Below are 13,824 nucleotides of genomic sequence, written 5' to 3'. Positions count from 1 at the left end.
AAGAAGAAAGGTGGATGTCTATGTTGTCACCAGATAAATTAAGTCGAATAAATCAACTGTCACGTAAATCGAAAACTTCTGGGTTATCGAAGGAAGAAGCGAAAGAGCAATCTTCTTTGCGCCAGGAATACCTAGAGACTTTCCGTAAAACAATGCGCGGTACAATTGAAAATGTAAAAGTGATTGATCCCAACGGAAACGACGTAACGCCGGAAAAGGTCAAAAATATTCGAGAGAATAAGTATTTGAATTAAATACTTATTCTCTTTTCCATTGTATTCTTTTCTATAGTTGACTAAACTAGAAAGGGATTAAATTTTTGTTTCAGAGAGGATGTTACTATGTCAACCCACGCAGATCAACTTGCAGTGACTACAATTCGTACACTTTCCATCGATGCTATTGAAAAAGCAAATTCTGGTCATCCAGGATTGCCAATGGGCGCAGCTCCAATGGCATATACATTGTGGACTAAACACATGAATCATAACCCGAAAAATCCGGACTGGTTTAATCGCGACCGCTTCGTGTTATCGGCAGGACACGGTTCGATGCTTTTATACAGCCTGTTGCATTTGAGCGGCTATGGCTTGGAAATGGATGAAATCAAAAACTTCCGCCAATGGGATTCAAAAACACCAGGACATCCAGAATATGGCCACACTACAGGCGTTGAAGCAACAACCGGACCTCTTGGTCAAGGAATTGGTATGGCAGTTGGCATGGCCATGGCTGAGCGCCATCTAGCGGCTACATACAATAAAAACGGCTTAAACGTCGTGGATCATAACACTTTCGCATTATGCGGTGATGGAGATTTAATGGAAGGCGTTGCTGGAGAAGCGATTTCTCTTGCTGGCCATTTGAAATTAAATAAATTGGTCGTGCTGTATGACAGCAATGACATTTCATTAGATGGTCCACTCGGTAAAAGTTTCTCTGAAAATATTCAAAAGCGTTTTGAATCATACGGCTGGAACTATTTGCGCGTAGATGACGGCAATGTCTTGGATGATTTGTCTGAAAAAATAGCACAAGCCAAAGACGCATCAGACAAGCCGACATTGATTGAAGTGAAAACGGTGATCGGTTATGGAGCTCCGAACAAATCCGGTAAAGCGGACGTTCACGGCGCACCACTTGGCGAAGATGAAATGAAATTAGTTAAAGAATATTACGAGTGGACTTTTGATAGAGACTTCCATGTGCCTGAAGAAGTGTATGAAACATTCGAACAGGCAACGGAAGAGCTTGGTGCAAAAGCCGAGTCTGAATGGAACGAATTGTATGCACGATACAAATCAGCACACCCAGAGTTGGCTGAGCAATTGCAGATGGCGATCCGCGGCGAACTTCCAGAAAACTTTGATGCTGATTTCCCTACTTATGAAGTTGGTAAAAAGCAGGCAACCCGTTCTTCTTCTGGAGATATGATCAACGCAATCGCGAAAACGGTTCCTTCCTTCTTCGGCGGCAGTGCCGATCTTGCTGGATCCAATAAAACAAACATCAAAGATGCTGGTGACTTTGATGCTGAACATCCTGAAGGCCGCAACATCTGGTTCGGTGTCCGTGAATTTGCGATGGGCACTGCCTTGAATGGCATGGCTCTTCACGGAGGCCTTCATGTCTTCGGCGGAACTTTCTTCGTCTTTAGTGATTATGTACGTCCGGCGATCCGTTTGGCTGCATTGATGGGACTTCCTGTGACTTATGTCTTCACACATGACAGCGTAGCAGTAGGGGAAGATGGCCCAACTCATGAACCTGTCGAACAATTAGCTTCTCTTCGTGCAATGCCAAACTTGAGCGTTGTCCGACCTGCCGATGCCAATGAAACGAAAGCGGCTTGGCGTTTAGCGCTAACAGCTAAAACTACTCCGACTTTATTGGTGCTTTCACGTCAGGACTTGCCGATTTTGGAAAATAGTGCTGAACTTGCTGAAGTGGGTGTGGAAAAAGGTGCATATGTCGTATCACCTGCTAAAAATCCACAGGCGTTATTGCTGGCGACTGGCTCCGAAGTAAGTTTGGCTGTAGAGGCACAGAAACAATTAGCTGAAGAAGGAATTTCAGTATCTGTTGTGTCTATGCCGTCATGGGATCGTTTCGAAAAACAGGATAAGGAATATAAGCAATCTGTTATTCCAAAAACAGTTAAAAAACGTCTGGCTATTGAAGTTGGTACTTCATTCGGTTGGGATCGCTACACTGGTGATGAAGGTGACATTCTGGCAATCGACCGTTTCGGCGCAAGTGCACCGGGCGACCGTATTATGGAAGAGCTCGGTTTCACTGCTGACAATGTAGCAAGTAAAGTGAAAGACTTAATCAACGAAAACTAAATTGTAGAATGGAGGCATTGGATGCCTCCATTTTTTCGCTTTTTAAAGGATAAGGATCAATTACTACTCAATGGAGTTGGGAAAATCCCTACTCTAAGTAAAATTTCTCTCTATTATTTTCCTGCTTATGGTCACAAATCTTTTTTTATAGTATAATCCATTGTGGTGCATTACTTATTTACGCAACACGAAGGAGGTAACAAGAATGGATACATGGATCTGGATCGTAATCGTTATCGTGGCTTTACTCGCAGGTGTTGCACTTGGATTCTTTATCGCACGTCGATATATGATGAAATATTTGCAAGATAACCCACCAATCAATGAAGAAATGCTGCGAATCATGATGATGCAAATGGGACAAAAACCGTCTCAAAAGAAAATCAACCAAATGATGGCTCAAATGAATAAAGCGTCAACTAAACCTGGCAAACCAGCTAAAAAATAAAAGTACTCTGCGGAGTGCTTTTTTTATTTGTCTTTTTTCAGTTATTAAAATTCAAAATAACGGGTATTGTGACAGTAAGATTTCATTTTCAATGCTGTTGTCTATGTGCAGAAAATAGAGGAGGGGATGTATATGGATAAACGTGAAGAGTTGATGTTTTATTTACCGGTTATAGAAGAAGATGGCAAGGAGGCAGGAAAGTTTCATCTGGAAAACGCGAATATGAAAAAAGCGTTTCCAATATCATTGGATAAGATACAAGAATTAGTACAGGATATGACTGATTACAATCTGGATACCATCGAACTTCATGTTACAGGCATTGTGAAAAGTGGACCCATCACCGAATTGTTCATCGGAGTTGAAGGTGAAGCTGGTATGAAGCTGATTCTCAACAAAAAGAAAAATCCATAAGAAAAAGCACTCTGCAGAATGCTTTTTCTTATTTTATCTGAGGCGAAATAGTAGCCTGCTGCGTTGCTGCTTGGGTTGGTGTCAGCAGTCCATAGCTCATTAAGAATGCAGCGACTGTTTCTTCATATTCATCAGGATTCTTATTGAAGGACTGTGCATGTGCGCCTTCTGCAAATAGTTTCAATTCTTTTGGTCCTTGTTTTAAAGCATAAAGTTCCTCGCTCATTTTCGGCAGGACAAAGTCATCATGGACACTGTGGATAAAAAGAACAGGACTTTCAATGTTTTTGATGGTTTCCCTTGGCGATACAGTTGTAATCGAATAGCCATCACGCATTTTCATAAATAACGCAGCGAGCCGAAGGGCCAAGGTGGTGCGAAGAGGTGTGGTGGTTTTCATGACATGAAGAACCTGTTCATAAATATTGGAATAGGCACAATCTGAAATATAGAATTCCGCTGTGTCTTCCATACCACCATAAAGAAGTGTTGTCGCGGCACCCATTGATTCGCCGTGGATACCATAAAATAAATCAGTGCCGACATGCAGTTTTAATGCCTCTACTACAGCTTTTAGATCGAATTTTTCGAAATGACCGAAGCTGGTGGTTTTGCCTCCGGAATCGCCATGGCGCCGATGATCGTAAACGACCGAGTTAAATCCTAGTCGTTCAAACATGCGTGCAAACCTAAAGGAATTGACTTTTGATTCAGTAACACCGTGGCAGATGATAACAAAGCGATTGGTGTCGTGAGGTTCTAAAAAAATGGCTTTGATCGGGTAGCCATTTTGGGATTCAATCCACTGTTCGCTTTTTGGTACACTGACGTACCATACTTCATCGTAGCGTTTTGCGGTGGTTTCCCTTTCCAAAATCAGCTGTTCGTCTTTTTTCTTTACATACATCAGCCGGTTGCTGGCAATAAAGCCTACAGTCGTAGCTGATGCTGTAAGGACACTGGAAATGATAGCGGAAGTCCAAAGCAATCTTTTCTTCATGGCGTAAGCTCCTTAAGCCTGATTTTTGTATAGTGTGTACATGCCAGTAGCCACAGGATTTGTCACGTGAGGTTCAATCTTTTCGATGGCTCGGCAAAGAAGATCCAAATCAATGCCAGTGCGAATATCCATCTGGTGAAGCATATTGGCGACATCTTCTGTTGCAACATTGCCGGTAGCGCCTGGTGCAAACGGACAACCGCCCAAACCGCCTGCAGAAGCATCAAAGCGGGTTACGCCAGCTTGAAGAGCTGCTGTGATGTTAGCTAATGCCATTCGGCGTGTATCATGAAAATGCGCGGTCATCAAAACATCCGGAAATGCTTCTAACAATTGAGTGAACAACTCATAGCTTTCTTTTGGATTCGCCATTCCAATCGTATCAGCAACACTCAATTCATCAACTCCCCAATCCACAAATTGGCGGCAAAGCGCAATTGTCGCTTCTGGTGATACAGCGCCTTCAAACGGGCAGTAGAATGCTGTTGAAATGCAAGCACGGACAAAAATACCTTGGTTTTTAAGATTTAGGATCAACGGCTTTAATGTTCCCATGCTTTCTTCAGTGGTCTTATTAATGTTTTTCTTATTGAAGCTATTGGAAACGCCGACAAAGACGGCAAGTGATTGTGCGCCTGAATCAAGAGCTGCTGTGATACCGCGTTCATTTGGTGTCAACACAAACTGGCGTCCGATTTTGTTTGTCTGAGCAACTATTTCTTTGGCATCAGCCATTTGCGGCACCCATTTTGGCGACACAAAGGATGTTAACTCCATTTCTTGGATCCCAGCTCGCTGTAAAGCGGTTATAAATTGGAGCTTATTTTCGGTTTTAACAAGCTTCCCTTCATTTTGAAGACCGTCTCGTGGCCCAACCTCGATAATCGTTGCTTTTTTTGGTAAACTGAACATAGTATCCCCCCTACTTACCATTGTATAGAGGAGAGGGATAAAAGAGCAACTAGCAAACAATCAAACAAGGGGGAAAAGTATATGTCACAAGAAATCGTTATTGTAAGCGCTGTCCGAACAGCGGTCGGTTCATTCCAAGGGGCGCTTAAGGATATTCCAGCTACAAAATTAGGGGCAATTGTCATTAAAGAAGCGATTGAACGTGCAGGAATTCAATCAGATCAAGTTTCTGAAGTCATTATGGGCAATGTACTACAAGCAGGACTTGGTCAAAATCCAGCGAGACAAGCATCAATTCATGCAGGACTACCGGAAAGTGTACCGGCTATGACCATTAATAAAGTTTGCGGATCTGGATTAAAATCTATCCAATTGGCTTTTCAAGCGATTTATGCTGGAGATGCAGAAATCGTTGTAGCAGGTGGCATGGAAAATATGAGTCGCGCTCCTTATTTAATGGAAAACGCTCGCAGTGGTTTCCGTATGGGCGATCAGAAACTAGTTGATAGTATGTTGGTCGACGGATTAACGTGTGCATTTAATGATTACCATATGGGCGTTACAGCAGAAAATTTATGTGATCGTTACGATATAACGCGTGAAGAGCAAGATAAATTTGCGGCGCGTTCACAAGCGCGTGCAACAGCTGCGATTGAATCGGGTCGATTTGATGATGAAATAGTACCAGTAGAAATTCCGCAACGAAAAGGAGAGCCAGTCATCTTTAAGACAGATGAATACGTTAAAAGTTCTTCCAATGAAGAAAAATTAGCGGAGTTGCGTCCGGCATTTAAAAAAGAGGGCAGTGTGACAGCTGGTAACTCATCAGGTATCAATGACGGTGCAGCGGCAGTCGTTGTTATGTCAAAAGCAAAAGCAAACGAATTAGGATTGACACCACTCGCAACAATCGTAGCAAGTGGTACTGCTGGAGTAGATCCTGCTGTAATGGGAATTGGTCCTGTACAAGCAGTGAAAAATGCTTTGAGTAAAGCAGACATGTCACTTGGGGATATCGAGTTGATCGAAGCAAATGAAGCGTTTGCGTCTCAGTCGATTTCAGTAGACCGCGAATTAGCGTTTAACCATGACATCTTAAATGTTAACGGGGGAGCGATTGCGATTGGGCATCCTATCGGCGCAAGCGGCACACGCATTTTCGTCACACTGCTGCATGAAATGATCAAGCGCGATGCCAAGACAGGTCTTGCGACTTTGTGCATCGGCGGTGGTCAAGGAATTGCGACTGTTATTAAACGCTCATAAGGAGAGAAAATTCGTGGCTAAAAGAAAAGAAGAATCTAACAGTGTCTTACCTGAAGACATTTTGGCAAAACTGAAAGAAACAAAAAACGAATTGCTTAAAGAAGAACAAAGGCTGTCAGAAGAGAAAGAAGCTCAGCGTTTATTTGAACGTAAGGAACGTGAGAAGAACCTGTCGTTTGCTGAATTACTGGAGCGGCATGGAGATCAAGGCAATAAGTTTTAATCGGGCTTTTACTGCCGAAGATATACGTAGTAAAATAGCCCACCTCGATTTTAATCGAGGTGGGCTATTTATATTTCCGAGCATTGAAATTTTTTCTAAGAAATACTGATACTTCTACGACTGGCTTAGAGCTATCGAGCCTAAGCATAGGGCATCGGGATAATTTCATTTCATGAATCTGTGCTACATATCTACCTACCACCCCAGAGTTTTAATTAAAAAGAAGCCGACCGGCAAAAAAACTGTGGAAGCTAGTTCATTCAAAAGGCGTATTAAACTCCCATAGAATAAGAGATGACAATACCGCTGCAGCCCAACGCCAACAATATTGCACCCATAGTCATGATCACTCGACCACCAAAGCGGTCGATCGACCAGTCAGTGGAGATGCCAAAGCCATAATCACTAATGCAGTTGCAAATCCCGCGTAGACAATGGCTCCACTCCATCCAAGATCTTCAGCAATTTGTGAACTGAAAGCAGCAATTAAGTAATAGGGAATTCTCCAGAATACAAGCTGAGACACACCAAGTGAAATGGCTGTGCGGCAGGTAATCATTGATCGATCTCCTTGTAACGGCAGGATCCGAATAGTAGCTTTCAGTAACTTCATTATAGATTTTTTATAGATGTTGATGTTGAGTTATATAAAAAAAGAAGAACCCGTAGCCGAGGGTTCTTCTTTTTAAAACTTACTGTTTTTCCGTATATTCTAATGATCTATCCATGAAGACGGCGAATTCAGCTCTTGTTACATCCGCTTTTGGATTGAATTTGCCATCGGGTGAACCGATTGTAATTCCAGCGGCATATAACGCGTCGATATATGGATCAGACCATCCGTCTTTGTCAACGTCCGGGAATTTGTGCGTCCCTACCTCTTCGATATCAAAAGCAATCACCAAAACTTTAGCCATTTCTTGACGAGTCAACTTGCCGAAAGGACGAAAATTATTTTCAAATCCTTCGAAAATCCCAGCTTGCTGAGTTGCCATGATTTCTTCAAAATATTTATGTTTCAAAGATACATCATTGAACAGTTTATAAGGAGGCTTGCTTTCTTTTTTTAGTTCCGGTAAAGCACGAGTGAACATGATAGCCACATGCTGTCTTTCAATGCCGTTTTTCCATCTGAAGGTCTTATCTGGATAGCCTTCAATAATTCCTCTGCCAGCCATTCTTTCAATTGCTTCATAAGCCCAATCAGGCTTATCAGGTGTGACATCTGGAAATGTTGGAGTGGTCGGCATTGGATCCGGATCTGGTGTTGGATCCGGGTCTGGAATTGGAACAGGTTCTGTTGATCCTGTCGTAAATTGATAGATTTCTGACTTTTTACTTTCCCCGACATTATCAGTTATATTCATATACCAGTAATATTCTGTGTTTTTGCTGAGATCTTTCCATTCGACAGAAGTCGTATCTCCCGATTTAAGATCTTTATCTTGACCTATTGCTTGAGCGGTATAAATATTGACAGCCATATAATCTGTTTCGATTTGTCTAGGATTTTCCTTGGCTTCGACTTCTGCTAAATCAAATTGTGCCGTAAAGCTTTCTTTTGCAGGGTCAAACTGCTCGAAATCCTTATCATCAAGAAATGGAGAATATGAAACAAAATTTAAAGTTTCATTTGTTGGATCGAACGTCAGCATCTTCAAATAGCCTTGTCCGCGGTCTGAAGGCAAATTGCCCTGGTGATTTGCTAAGACTTCCAACACTTCCCGATTTGAGCCGTCTTCATTCTCAAGCTTTTTCACGCGATAGTTTGCACCATGGTGATGTCCGCTGAGAACCATCTTGACATTTTCATTGGGAACGACAATTTCTCTGTTGACGGTTCTTGCTTCTGCTGTCACATATTGTGCCACGGAATTGATATTTTCATGCATGCCGACGATGGCATTACGGTCTGCATGCTGCTCTAAGACTTTGTTTGCCCATTCGACAGTTTCAGCTGTTCCATCTCGGCCGAATCCGAGGTAAAGGAATATGAAATCATGGTCGCCGAATGAGAACAAATCATAATGGTTCTGATTTTCGTCATTCATTGCCTCGCCAAACCACGGTTTATCTTTAAAGCGGTCGATTCCAGCATATCTTTTGAAAATCGTATAATCATAGGTCTTATTGAGCTTGTCGATAACAACATCGTGGTTTCCAGCTAGTACGCCATACGGAATGTTAGCTGCATCCATGCGATTTAAGTTTTCATCGGCAACTTTCCATTGGGCTTCATCAAGTACCTCGTTGACAAGGTCACCGGTATGCATGGCATATTCGTAACTTCCTTTTTTGAATTCATCGATCATCCAGTCCGTCATGGATGTCCAGACTTCGGGATAATCCTGTGCATAATACTGTGTGTCTGTAAACCACAGCATGGTAAAGTCTTTGTCTCTAGAGTCTGTAAGCGTTCCAGAATCGTGGACCATGGCTTGAACTTTGCCGTCCTTAACGAATCTTTCTTTGTCAATTTCCGCTGACAGGACAATCTCATCGCCAGTTGCATTTCCTTCCACTTGACTTAAAGCTACCCAGTTTCCTGCTTTAAAATCCCATGCAGACAGATTGGCTAACCCGCTTGCTAGTGTTTTACCTTCCCAGTAGAGCTCTATTGTATTACTAGCTGCCAAGTCTTTTGATACATCGACTTCAAAGCGTTGAGAAGGAAACCCGTTGCTGCTTCGTGTAACAGCTGTCTTATCATCATCTGCTGCTATCGCGCCTTTTTGTTCGTTTGTTAACGCTGTCGCATCTGTTTGGATGGGGACAGAGATTGGGTTGTCGACTGAGTCGTTTTGGAAGCCGGATATGCTGTTGCTTCCCGCAAAGTCATATGTAAATCCTTTTTTAAAATCCACTGTTTTAATGCCGGCTCCGGTAGAATCCTTGACGATTGCTTCCAAAGTGGCGTTGAGGCTGACGTCTGTTGCATAATTAGCCGGTTTGACATTTGTTGGTTCTTCCAGGCTGGTTGCTGCCAAAGGTGCTAATGACGCATTTGTTAATACTAAAGCTAATACGGCTGTAGTGGCAAAAATTTTCTTTATCATTTTTCGTCCTCCTTTAATGGATGTTACTATCAAAAATAAAATTTCTCAGGCCTCCTTAAAAATTGAGCACATAATACTACGTCTGTAGGGATATATATTATTTTTAATGCAAACGGTGAACCTATTTATTCATGATACCAAAAAAAAAATAAAAAACAACTTAATTTTCCATATATTTAGAATATTTAATAATAATTATAAGGACAAAAAGCTCATAGCCCCTATACACATGGATTTTTCAGTATGAAAGCTGTATTATTATTCAGGAAAAAATAAGCCGGGTTTTTGAACCTACGCTGATGGACAGTTACATTGAATAATCATTCAATTATTATTGATCAATAAGTTGGAAAGAGGCGAAATATATTGAACCAAGACAAAATGAGGATATTGGGTTTCTATAAACCCGGTTCGAAGACAGAAGCACCTAATTTTGAACGGGTTGAAAGGAAGTCTTAGTGAAGTTCAGTTGGTGGATGAACGGATAGTCGGGAAGAAGCCGGAAAACATCAGCTTTGCCTTTGACCAGCATCACGACCTGCGAAGCGCTTTTTGATAGGCTTGGTGCTTCTATAGAAGTGGCTGATAATAAAAGGGAAAGTAATTTTGATCATTGGTACGGCTGGAGGAATAGGTTCGGTTGCAACGCAAATTGCGAAACTTGCTGGACTGACTGTAGTGGGAACTGCTTCACGTCCTGAATAAAGGGAGTAGGCACTGAATCATGGAGCCGATTACCTCATCAACCACCACGAGCCGTTTGAACCGCAATTGGAGGCGCTCGGATTTTTGGGGGTTCACTATATTTTTTGTTTGACGAATGTGGATAATCATATGGAGTGTATGGCGAAAACGATACTGCCACAAGGTAAAATCTGTTCGATACTGCCGGTCTTTAAGCCGCTCCATCCCGCATTGTTTTCGAAATCTGTAACTTTTTCTTTTGAACTCATGTATACACGTTCGGTCTACCAGACAGAAGATATGGTTTCCCAACATCATATTTTGAAGCAACTGGCTGATTGGGTAGAAGAGGGGAAAATCCGCTCGACGATGACCCAGCATTTATCGCCTCTTAGTCCCGCTACTTTAAAAGAAGCGTATGAAAACCTCTTGACTGGACAGACAATCGGAAAAATTGTTGTGGAAGGACCGATTCAATCATGAATCCTTAAAAGCTTATAAGGGAAAACCTTAGTCAATTACTAATTAGCAGGCTGGCTAAAGTTTTTTGTTTTGAATAATCAGAAAATAAATGCTATGGTAAGTGTGTATATATTCATTTTTCTGGTAGACTAAAATTCTGTGAAATTTGCAAAGCAATTAGTTAGAAGGAGGAATTTCAATGGCTGCTGAAAAAAAACCAGAAGAAACCTATTCAAGCAGGACCGAAAGAGAGCGTATCGGGCGTCAAACAAATGCTGGCTTTGCTCGCGTTGAGCGTGCAGAAACAGAAGGGAGCTCTACTAATATTCCAACAGGACCCATCGGCAGTAAATTGACAGAAGAAGAAATCCGGCGCAGAGTCGGACAAGGTAATTTTGATTCTGCGAAAGACGATAATCAAACAAGTTCAATCAATAGCTGAATGTTTAAAGACAAATTTAAAAGGCTGCATCTTCTATTTCAGAAGATGCAGCCTTTTAAAATTTTTAATTTTCCTGAAGTTGCTTGTGTTATGCTTATCGACCTTCAAGAGTCGGGGCTAAAAATGTCCAGATTAATTTTGCTTCTTCAGGAGAGCGTGGGGTAATGACAACTGATTTCGGATAAGGCAAAGCAGCATTCCATTTTTCTGCGTATTTTTTTACATAGGGATTTTGATCGATGGCTTCTTCATAAAGAGTTTGAGCCGTTTGAGAAAGTATGCCTTTTTGTCGTTCAATAGACCATTTAAACCAAGCGTAGAAAGCATTATCACTGAGTTCTTCTTCATAGTGGCTAATAAGACTCTGTGCTTCTTCAAGACGGCCAAGCGCAATTAACGTGGAGGTGGCTAAATACCTTGCTCCTTGATGATCACCCGGGTTTAAGCTCAGCACTTCGTAATAAATGGGAAACGCTTCTTCAAATCGTGCTTGCTCCCAATAAAAATTTCCAAGTAAAAACAACGCACGTAAATAGGGGCGGTTTGGAACATAAAGCCATGCCACATCCATTTCTGGTTCAAAGCATTCTTTTCCGCTAGCAATTGCTTGTCCAAGTAGTTGCTCTTTCCGTGTTAAAACAATTTCTACTTCAGCTTCTAATAGTAAAGCATCCGTGTTTTTCGGATCTAGTTGCTGAATTTTTTCTAAATCCTCAGTACGATTGATGCTTGTGTAAGCAGCGTAGGCAAGTAATTGAGCATTTTCACTTTTCGTTTTCGGTTCATAAGATTTACCGTGATAATACTCCATTTGGCGTTTTAATTCATTTTCACTCGTAATAGTCGCATTTTTTAGATACATATACAATTGCCAATTCTGCAATTCATTGCCTTTTGGATCTGTTCCTACTTCAAATGCATAAACGGCTTCTTTTTCTTCATCATCATCTTTATTGCGAATAGCCACATGATAAAAAGAGCCAAGTTCATCTTTAAAACGAGTTAAGTTTTCGGTATTTACCGAAAAGGAGTGAGCTGTTTTTTCGAGGTTCCAATTCAATTGGACTAATTGGTGATCGATAGCGAATTGAATCGCTCCTGCAATGGCTTCTTTAGGGATTTCTGCAAGAGGCTCTAAATAATGGAAAAAGACTTCGATTAATTCATCGCTTTTTAAATCATGTTCAATAAGAAAATTCTCTAGTTCTTCAACCTTTTCAAGAACTGTTGAAGATACTTGCTCAGCGCCAAGAAGACCGCTGCTTAAGATTTGATAAACAGCAAGTATATTGTATTTATAAAAATCTGGCACTGTACTGAGTTCAGAGCTTTCATACATTTCTTTGAGTTTTGAAATGCTGCCATCGTTGACATCAACTGCAACAGTTAAGCTGTTTAGTACCATTAAAAATTGATTTCCGACTCGAACATCCGGTAAGTAAAATCCAGTAACAATATTTCCAACTTCTACAGAGAATGATTCGTTCACTTCAATTTCCATAATTTCTTCAGATAATAAATCGCGAACTTGCGCACAGTAATTAGAAATGGATAGAACTTCTCCTGCCATAAACAAAGGATTGATCCAAGAGTTGAGAATTTGTTTTATCTGTGTTCGCGCTTCTTTAAGGATTTTAAGTTCGATAAAAGAATTCCATACATCGACACGTTCTGAAAAGAAAAAGATGTCTCCAATAATACCATTGGCTTTATCTTCTCCATAAAGCGGGACGAGAATATTTTCAACTTGATCTTTCCATTTCAGCAACTCTTTCTGCTCAGATGATCGTGGGTGATTTTCGAAAAATTCCTGTAACAATCCCTGTAGCACTTTATTTTGTTCTTCCATCATTAGTTTTGAAGAATGGTTTGCTCCACAGCATTTTTTGTATTTTTTGCCGCTATTGCAATGACATAAGTCGTTTCTTCCAATTGTCTTGATCATACCGAAGGCTCCTGAAGCAACATGCGCTCTTCTTCGCGGCTATGAATGGCATTCACTACGAGTAGCGCGTGAAATTGTTTCATCACTTCGTAACTAAGTCCTTCTTCGACAAGTAATTGTTTAATATCAGCAGCAATGATACGCAAAATATCGTGATCGCGCGTTAAATCGGCAACAGGTTTCTTGAGTTCTGAATTTTGTTGGATCATTTCTTGATAAAATCCTTCTTCTTCCGCATCAGCGTGGCTGATTATGCGCGTTTCCCAAAACTCCAATAAATGATCTGCTGCTTGACGGGCAACTTCAAATTCTTTTGCTCTCAATAAGTCTTCTACTTCTTCGGTTTTTGTTAATGCTCCAGATAAGGCGCCTTGATGGATGGCATGATGCGCATGCAACTGGCGCAAAGATGGTCCTGACATAATCATTCATTCCCCTCATTTTTTTTTAGTATAACATGACTAAAACTCTTGATTTTCTAGCTAGGGCATTTCCTTTGTCGAAAGAGGGAACTCCCTAATCGGGTATCTGGAATAAGAGTTTAAGCGATAAGAGATTCTAGGGAAATTAAGTATTCTGTAAGTTGAACTTCATAAAAGTGAACAACTAGTTTAGTAAATGACGTTT

14 protein-coding genes are annotated in these 13,824 nt (G+C 41.2%); 8 read left to right on the top strand and 6 right to left on the bottom strand.

The genetic code is table 11. From position 1 onward, the window contains the following. Positions 1 to 20: 20 nt before the first annotated feature. The 4 genes from BBH88_RS11570 to BBH88_RS11555 all read left to right on the top strand — a co-directional run bounded on the left by BBH88_RS11570 (position 21) and on the right by BBH88_RS11555 (position 3,207). Positions 21 to 254, top strand: a complete 234-nt coding sequence (locus BBH88_RS11570) for a DUF896 domain-containing protein (protein ID WP_006829795.1) — start codon at positions 21 to 23, stop codon at positions 252 to 254. An 87-nt stretch (positions 255 to 341) separates the two neighbouring features. Then, on the top strand, positions 342 to 2,345 hold the full coding sequence (gene tkt / locus BBH88_RS11565) for a transketolase (protein ID WP_006829796.1): 2,004 nt from the start codon (positions 342 to 344) through the stop codon (positions 2,343 to 2,345). 205 nt (positions 2,346 to 2,550) lie between these two features. Continuing rightward, complete coding sequence (locus BBH88_RS11560; RefSeq protein WP_006829797.1) at positions 2,551 to 2,793, top strand: YneF family protein; 243 nt, start codon at positions 2,551 to 2,553, stop codon at positions 2,791 to 2,793. Between the two features lie 132 nt (positions 2,794 to 2,925). Next, a complete protein-coding gene (locus tag BBH88_RS11555) occupies positions 2,926 to 3,207 on the top strand; it encodes a hypothetical protein (RefSeq protein ID WP_006829798.1) in 282 nt (93 codons plus the stop codon). Positions 3,208 to 3,235: 28 nt separating this feature from the next. Here BBH88_RS11555 and BBH88_RS11550 read toward each other — a convergent pair whose 3' ends face one another. Then, positions 3,236 to 4,207 (bottom strand): alpha/beta hydrolase, encoded by a 972-nt coding sequence (locus BBH88_RS11550; protein WP_065536771.1) that lies wholly within the window; start codon positions 4,205 to 4,207, stop codon positions 3,236 to 3,238. Positions 4,208 to 4,219: 12 nt separating this feature from the next. Further along, on the bottom strand, positions 4,220 to 5,119 hold the full coding sequence (locus BBH88_RS11545) for a hydroxymethylglutaryl-CoA lyase (RefSeq protein ID WP_065536772.1): 900 nt from the start codon (positions 5,117 to 5,119) through the stop codon (positions 4,220 to 4,222). 81 nt (positions 5,120 to 5,200) lie between these two features. Between BBH88_RS11545 and BBH88_RS11540 the strand changes: the two genes are divergently transcribed. Beyond that, the gene (locus tag BBH88_RS11540) at positions 5,201 to 6,385 is read left to right on the top strand and encodes an acetyl-CoA C-acetyltransferase (protein WP_006829801.1); all 1,185 of its coding nucleotides are present in this window, start codon (positions 5,201 to 5,203) and stop codon (positions 6,383 to 6,385) included. 13 nt (positions 6,386 to 6,398) lie between these two features. After that, positions 6,399 to 6,608, top strand: coding sequence for a YqkE family protein (locus tag BBH88_RS11535; RefSeq protein ID WP_006829802.1), 210 nt, complete (start codon positions 6,399 to 6,401; stop codon positions 6,606 to 6,608). A 346-nt stretch (positions 6,609 to 6,954) separates the two neighbouring features. On the opposite strand, the gene BBH88_RS11530 is transcribed toward BBH88_RS11535, so the two are convergent. Beyond that, complete coding sequence (locus BBH88_RS11530) at positions 6,955 to 7,167, bottom strand: hypothetical protein (protein WP_065536773.1); 213 nt, start codon at positions 7,165 to 7,167, stop codon at positions 6,955 to 6,957. Positions 7,168 to 7,300: 133 nt separating this feature from the next. Beyond that, entirely contained in the window at positions 7,301 to 9,664 is a 2,364-nt protein-coding gene (locus tag BBH88_RS11525) for an S-layer homology domain-containing protein (RefSeq protein WP_006829804.1), read from the bottom strand. A 717-nt stretch (positions 9,665 to 10,381) separates the two neighbouring features. On the opposite strand from BBH88_RS11525, the gene BBH88_RS11520 reads away from it, so the two are divergent. Beyond that, complete coding sequence (locus BBH88_RS11520; protein ID WP_081487849.1) at positions 10,382 to 10,831, top strand: zinc-binding dehydrogenase; 450 nt, start codon at positions 10,382 to 10,384, stop codon at positions 10,829 to 10,831. Positions 10,832 to 11,009: 178 nt separating this feature from the next. Then, positions 11,010 to 11,252, top strand: a complete 243-nt coding sequence (locus tag BBH88_RS11515) for a hypothetical protein (protein ID WP_006829807.1) — start codon at positions 11,010 to 11,012, stop codon at positions 11,250 to 11,252. A 94-nt stretch (positions 11,253 to 11,346) separates the two neighbouring features. On the opposite strand, the gene BBH88_RS11510 is transcribed toward BBH88_RS11515, so the two are convergent. Then, positions 11,347 to 13,197 carry a tetratricopeptide repeat protein gene (locus BBH88_RS11510; RefSeq protein ID WP_006829808.1) on the bottom strand — a complete coding sequence of 617 codons (1,851 nt, stop codon included), beginning with the start codon at positions 13,195 to 13,197 and terminating at the stop codon, positions 11,347 to 11,349. After that, a complete protein-coding gene (locus BBH88_RS11505; RefSeq protein WP_040852343.1) occupies positions 13,194 to 13,619 on the bottom strand; it encodes a hypothetical protein in 426 nt (141 codons plus the stop codon). Before BBH88_RS11505 ends, BBH88_RS11510 begins: the two co-directional genes overlap by 4 nt. Positions 13,620 to 13,824 lie beyond the last annotated feature (205 nt).

The sequence above is a fragment of the Planococcus antarcticus DSM 14505 genome (assembly GCF_001687565.2).
Taxonomy (GTDB): domain Bacteria; phylum Bacillota; class Bacilli; order Bacillales_A; family Planococcaceae; genus Planococcus; species Planococcus antarcticus.
Note: the sequence above shows the minus strand (reverse complement) of the source record. Positions and strands in the feature narration are given on the sequence as shown.

What these genes read in the sequence shown, in the direction of transcription:
- tkt (WP_006829796.1), top strand. Translation starts at nt 342, where the DNA reads ATGTCAACCCACGCAGATCAACTTGCAGTGACTACAATTCGTACACTT.
- BBH88_RS11570 (WP_006829795.1), top strand. Translation starts at nt 21, where the DNA reads ATGTTGTCACCAGATAAATTAAGTCGAATAAATCAACTGTCACGTAAA.
- BBH88_RS11540 (WP_006829801.1), top strand. Translation starts at nt 5,201, where the DNA reads ATGTCACAAGAAATCGTTATTGTAAGCGCTGTCCGAACAGCGGTCGGT.
- BBH88_RS11555 (WP_006829798.1), top strand. Translation starts at nt 2,926, where the DNA reads ATGGATAAACGTGAAGAGTTGATGTTTTATTTACCGGTTATAGAAGAA.
- BBH88_RS11525 (WP_006829804.1), bottom strand. Translation starts at nt 9,664, where the DNA reads ATGATAAAGAAAATTTTTGCCACTACAGCCGTATTAGCTTTAGTATTA.
- BBH88_RS11515 (WP_006829807.1), top strand. Translation starts at nt 11,010, where the DNA reads ATGGCTGCTGAAAAAAAACCAGAAGAAACCTATTCAAGCAGGACCGAA.
- BBH88_RS11510 (WP_006829808.1), bottom strand. Translation starts at nt 13,197, where the DNA reads ATGATCAAGACAATTGGAAGAAACGACTTATGTCATTGCAATAGCGGC.
- BBH88_RS11505 (WP_040852343.1), bottom strand. Translation starts at nt 13,619, where the DNA reads ATGTCAGGACCATCTTTGCGCCAGTTGCATGCGCATCATGCCATCCAT.
- BBH88_RS11550 (WP_065536771.1), bottom strand. Translation starts at nt 4,207, where the DNA reads ATGAAGAAAAGATTGCTTTGGACTTCCGCTATCATTTCCAGTGTCCTT.
- BBH88_RS11560 (WP_006829797.1), top strand. Translation starts at nt 2,551, where the DNA reads ATGGATACATGGATCTGGATCGTAATCGTTATCGTGGCTTTACTCGCA.
- BBH88_RS11545 (WP_065536772.1), bottom strand. Translation starts at nt 5,119, where the DNA reads ATGTTCAGTTTACCAAAAAAAGCAACGATTATCGAGGTTGGGCCACGA.
- BBH88_RS11530 (WP_065536773.1), bottom strand. Translation starts at nt 7,167, where the DNA reads ATGATTACCTGCCGCACAGCCATTTCACTTGGTGTGTCTCAGCTTGTA.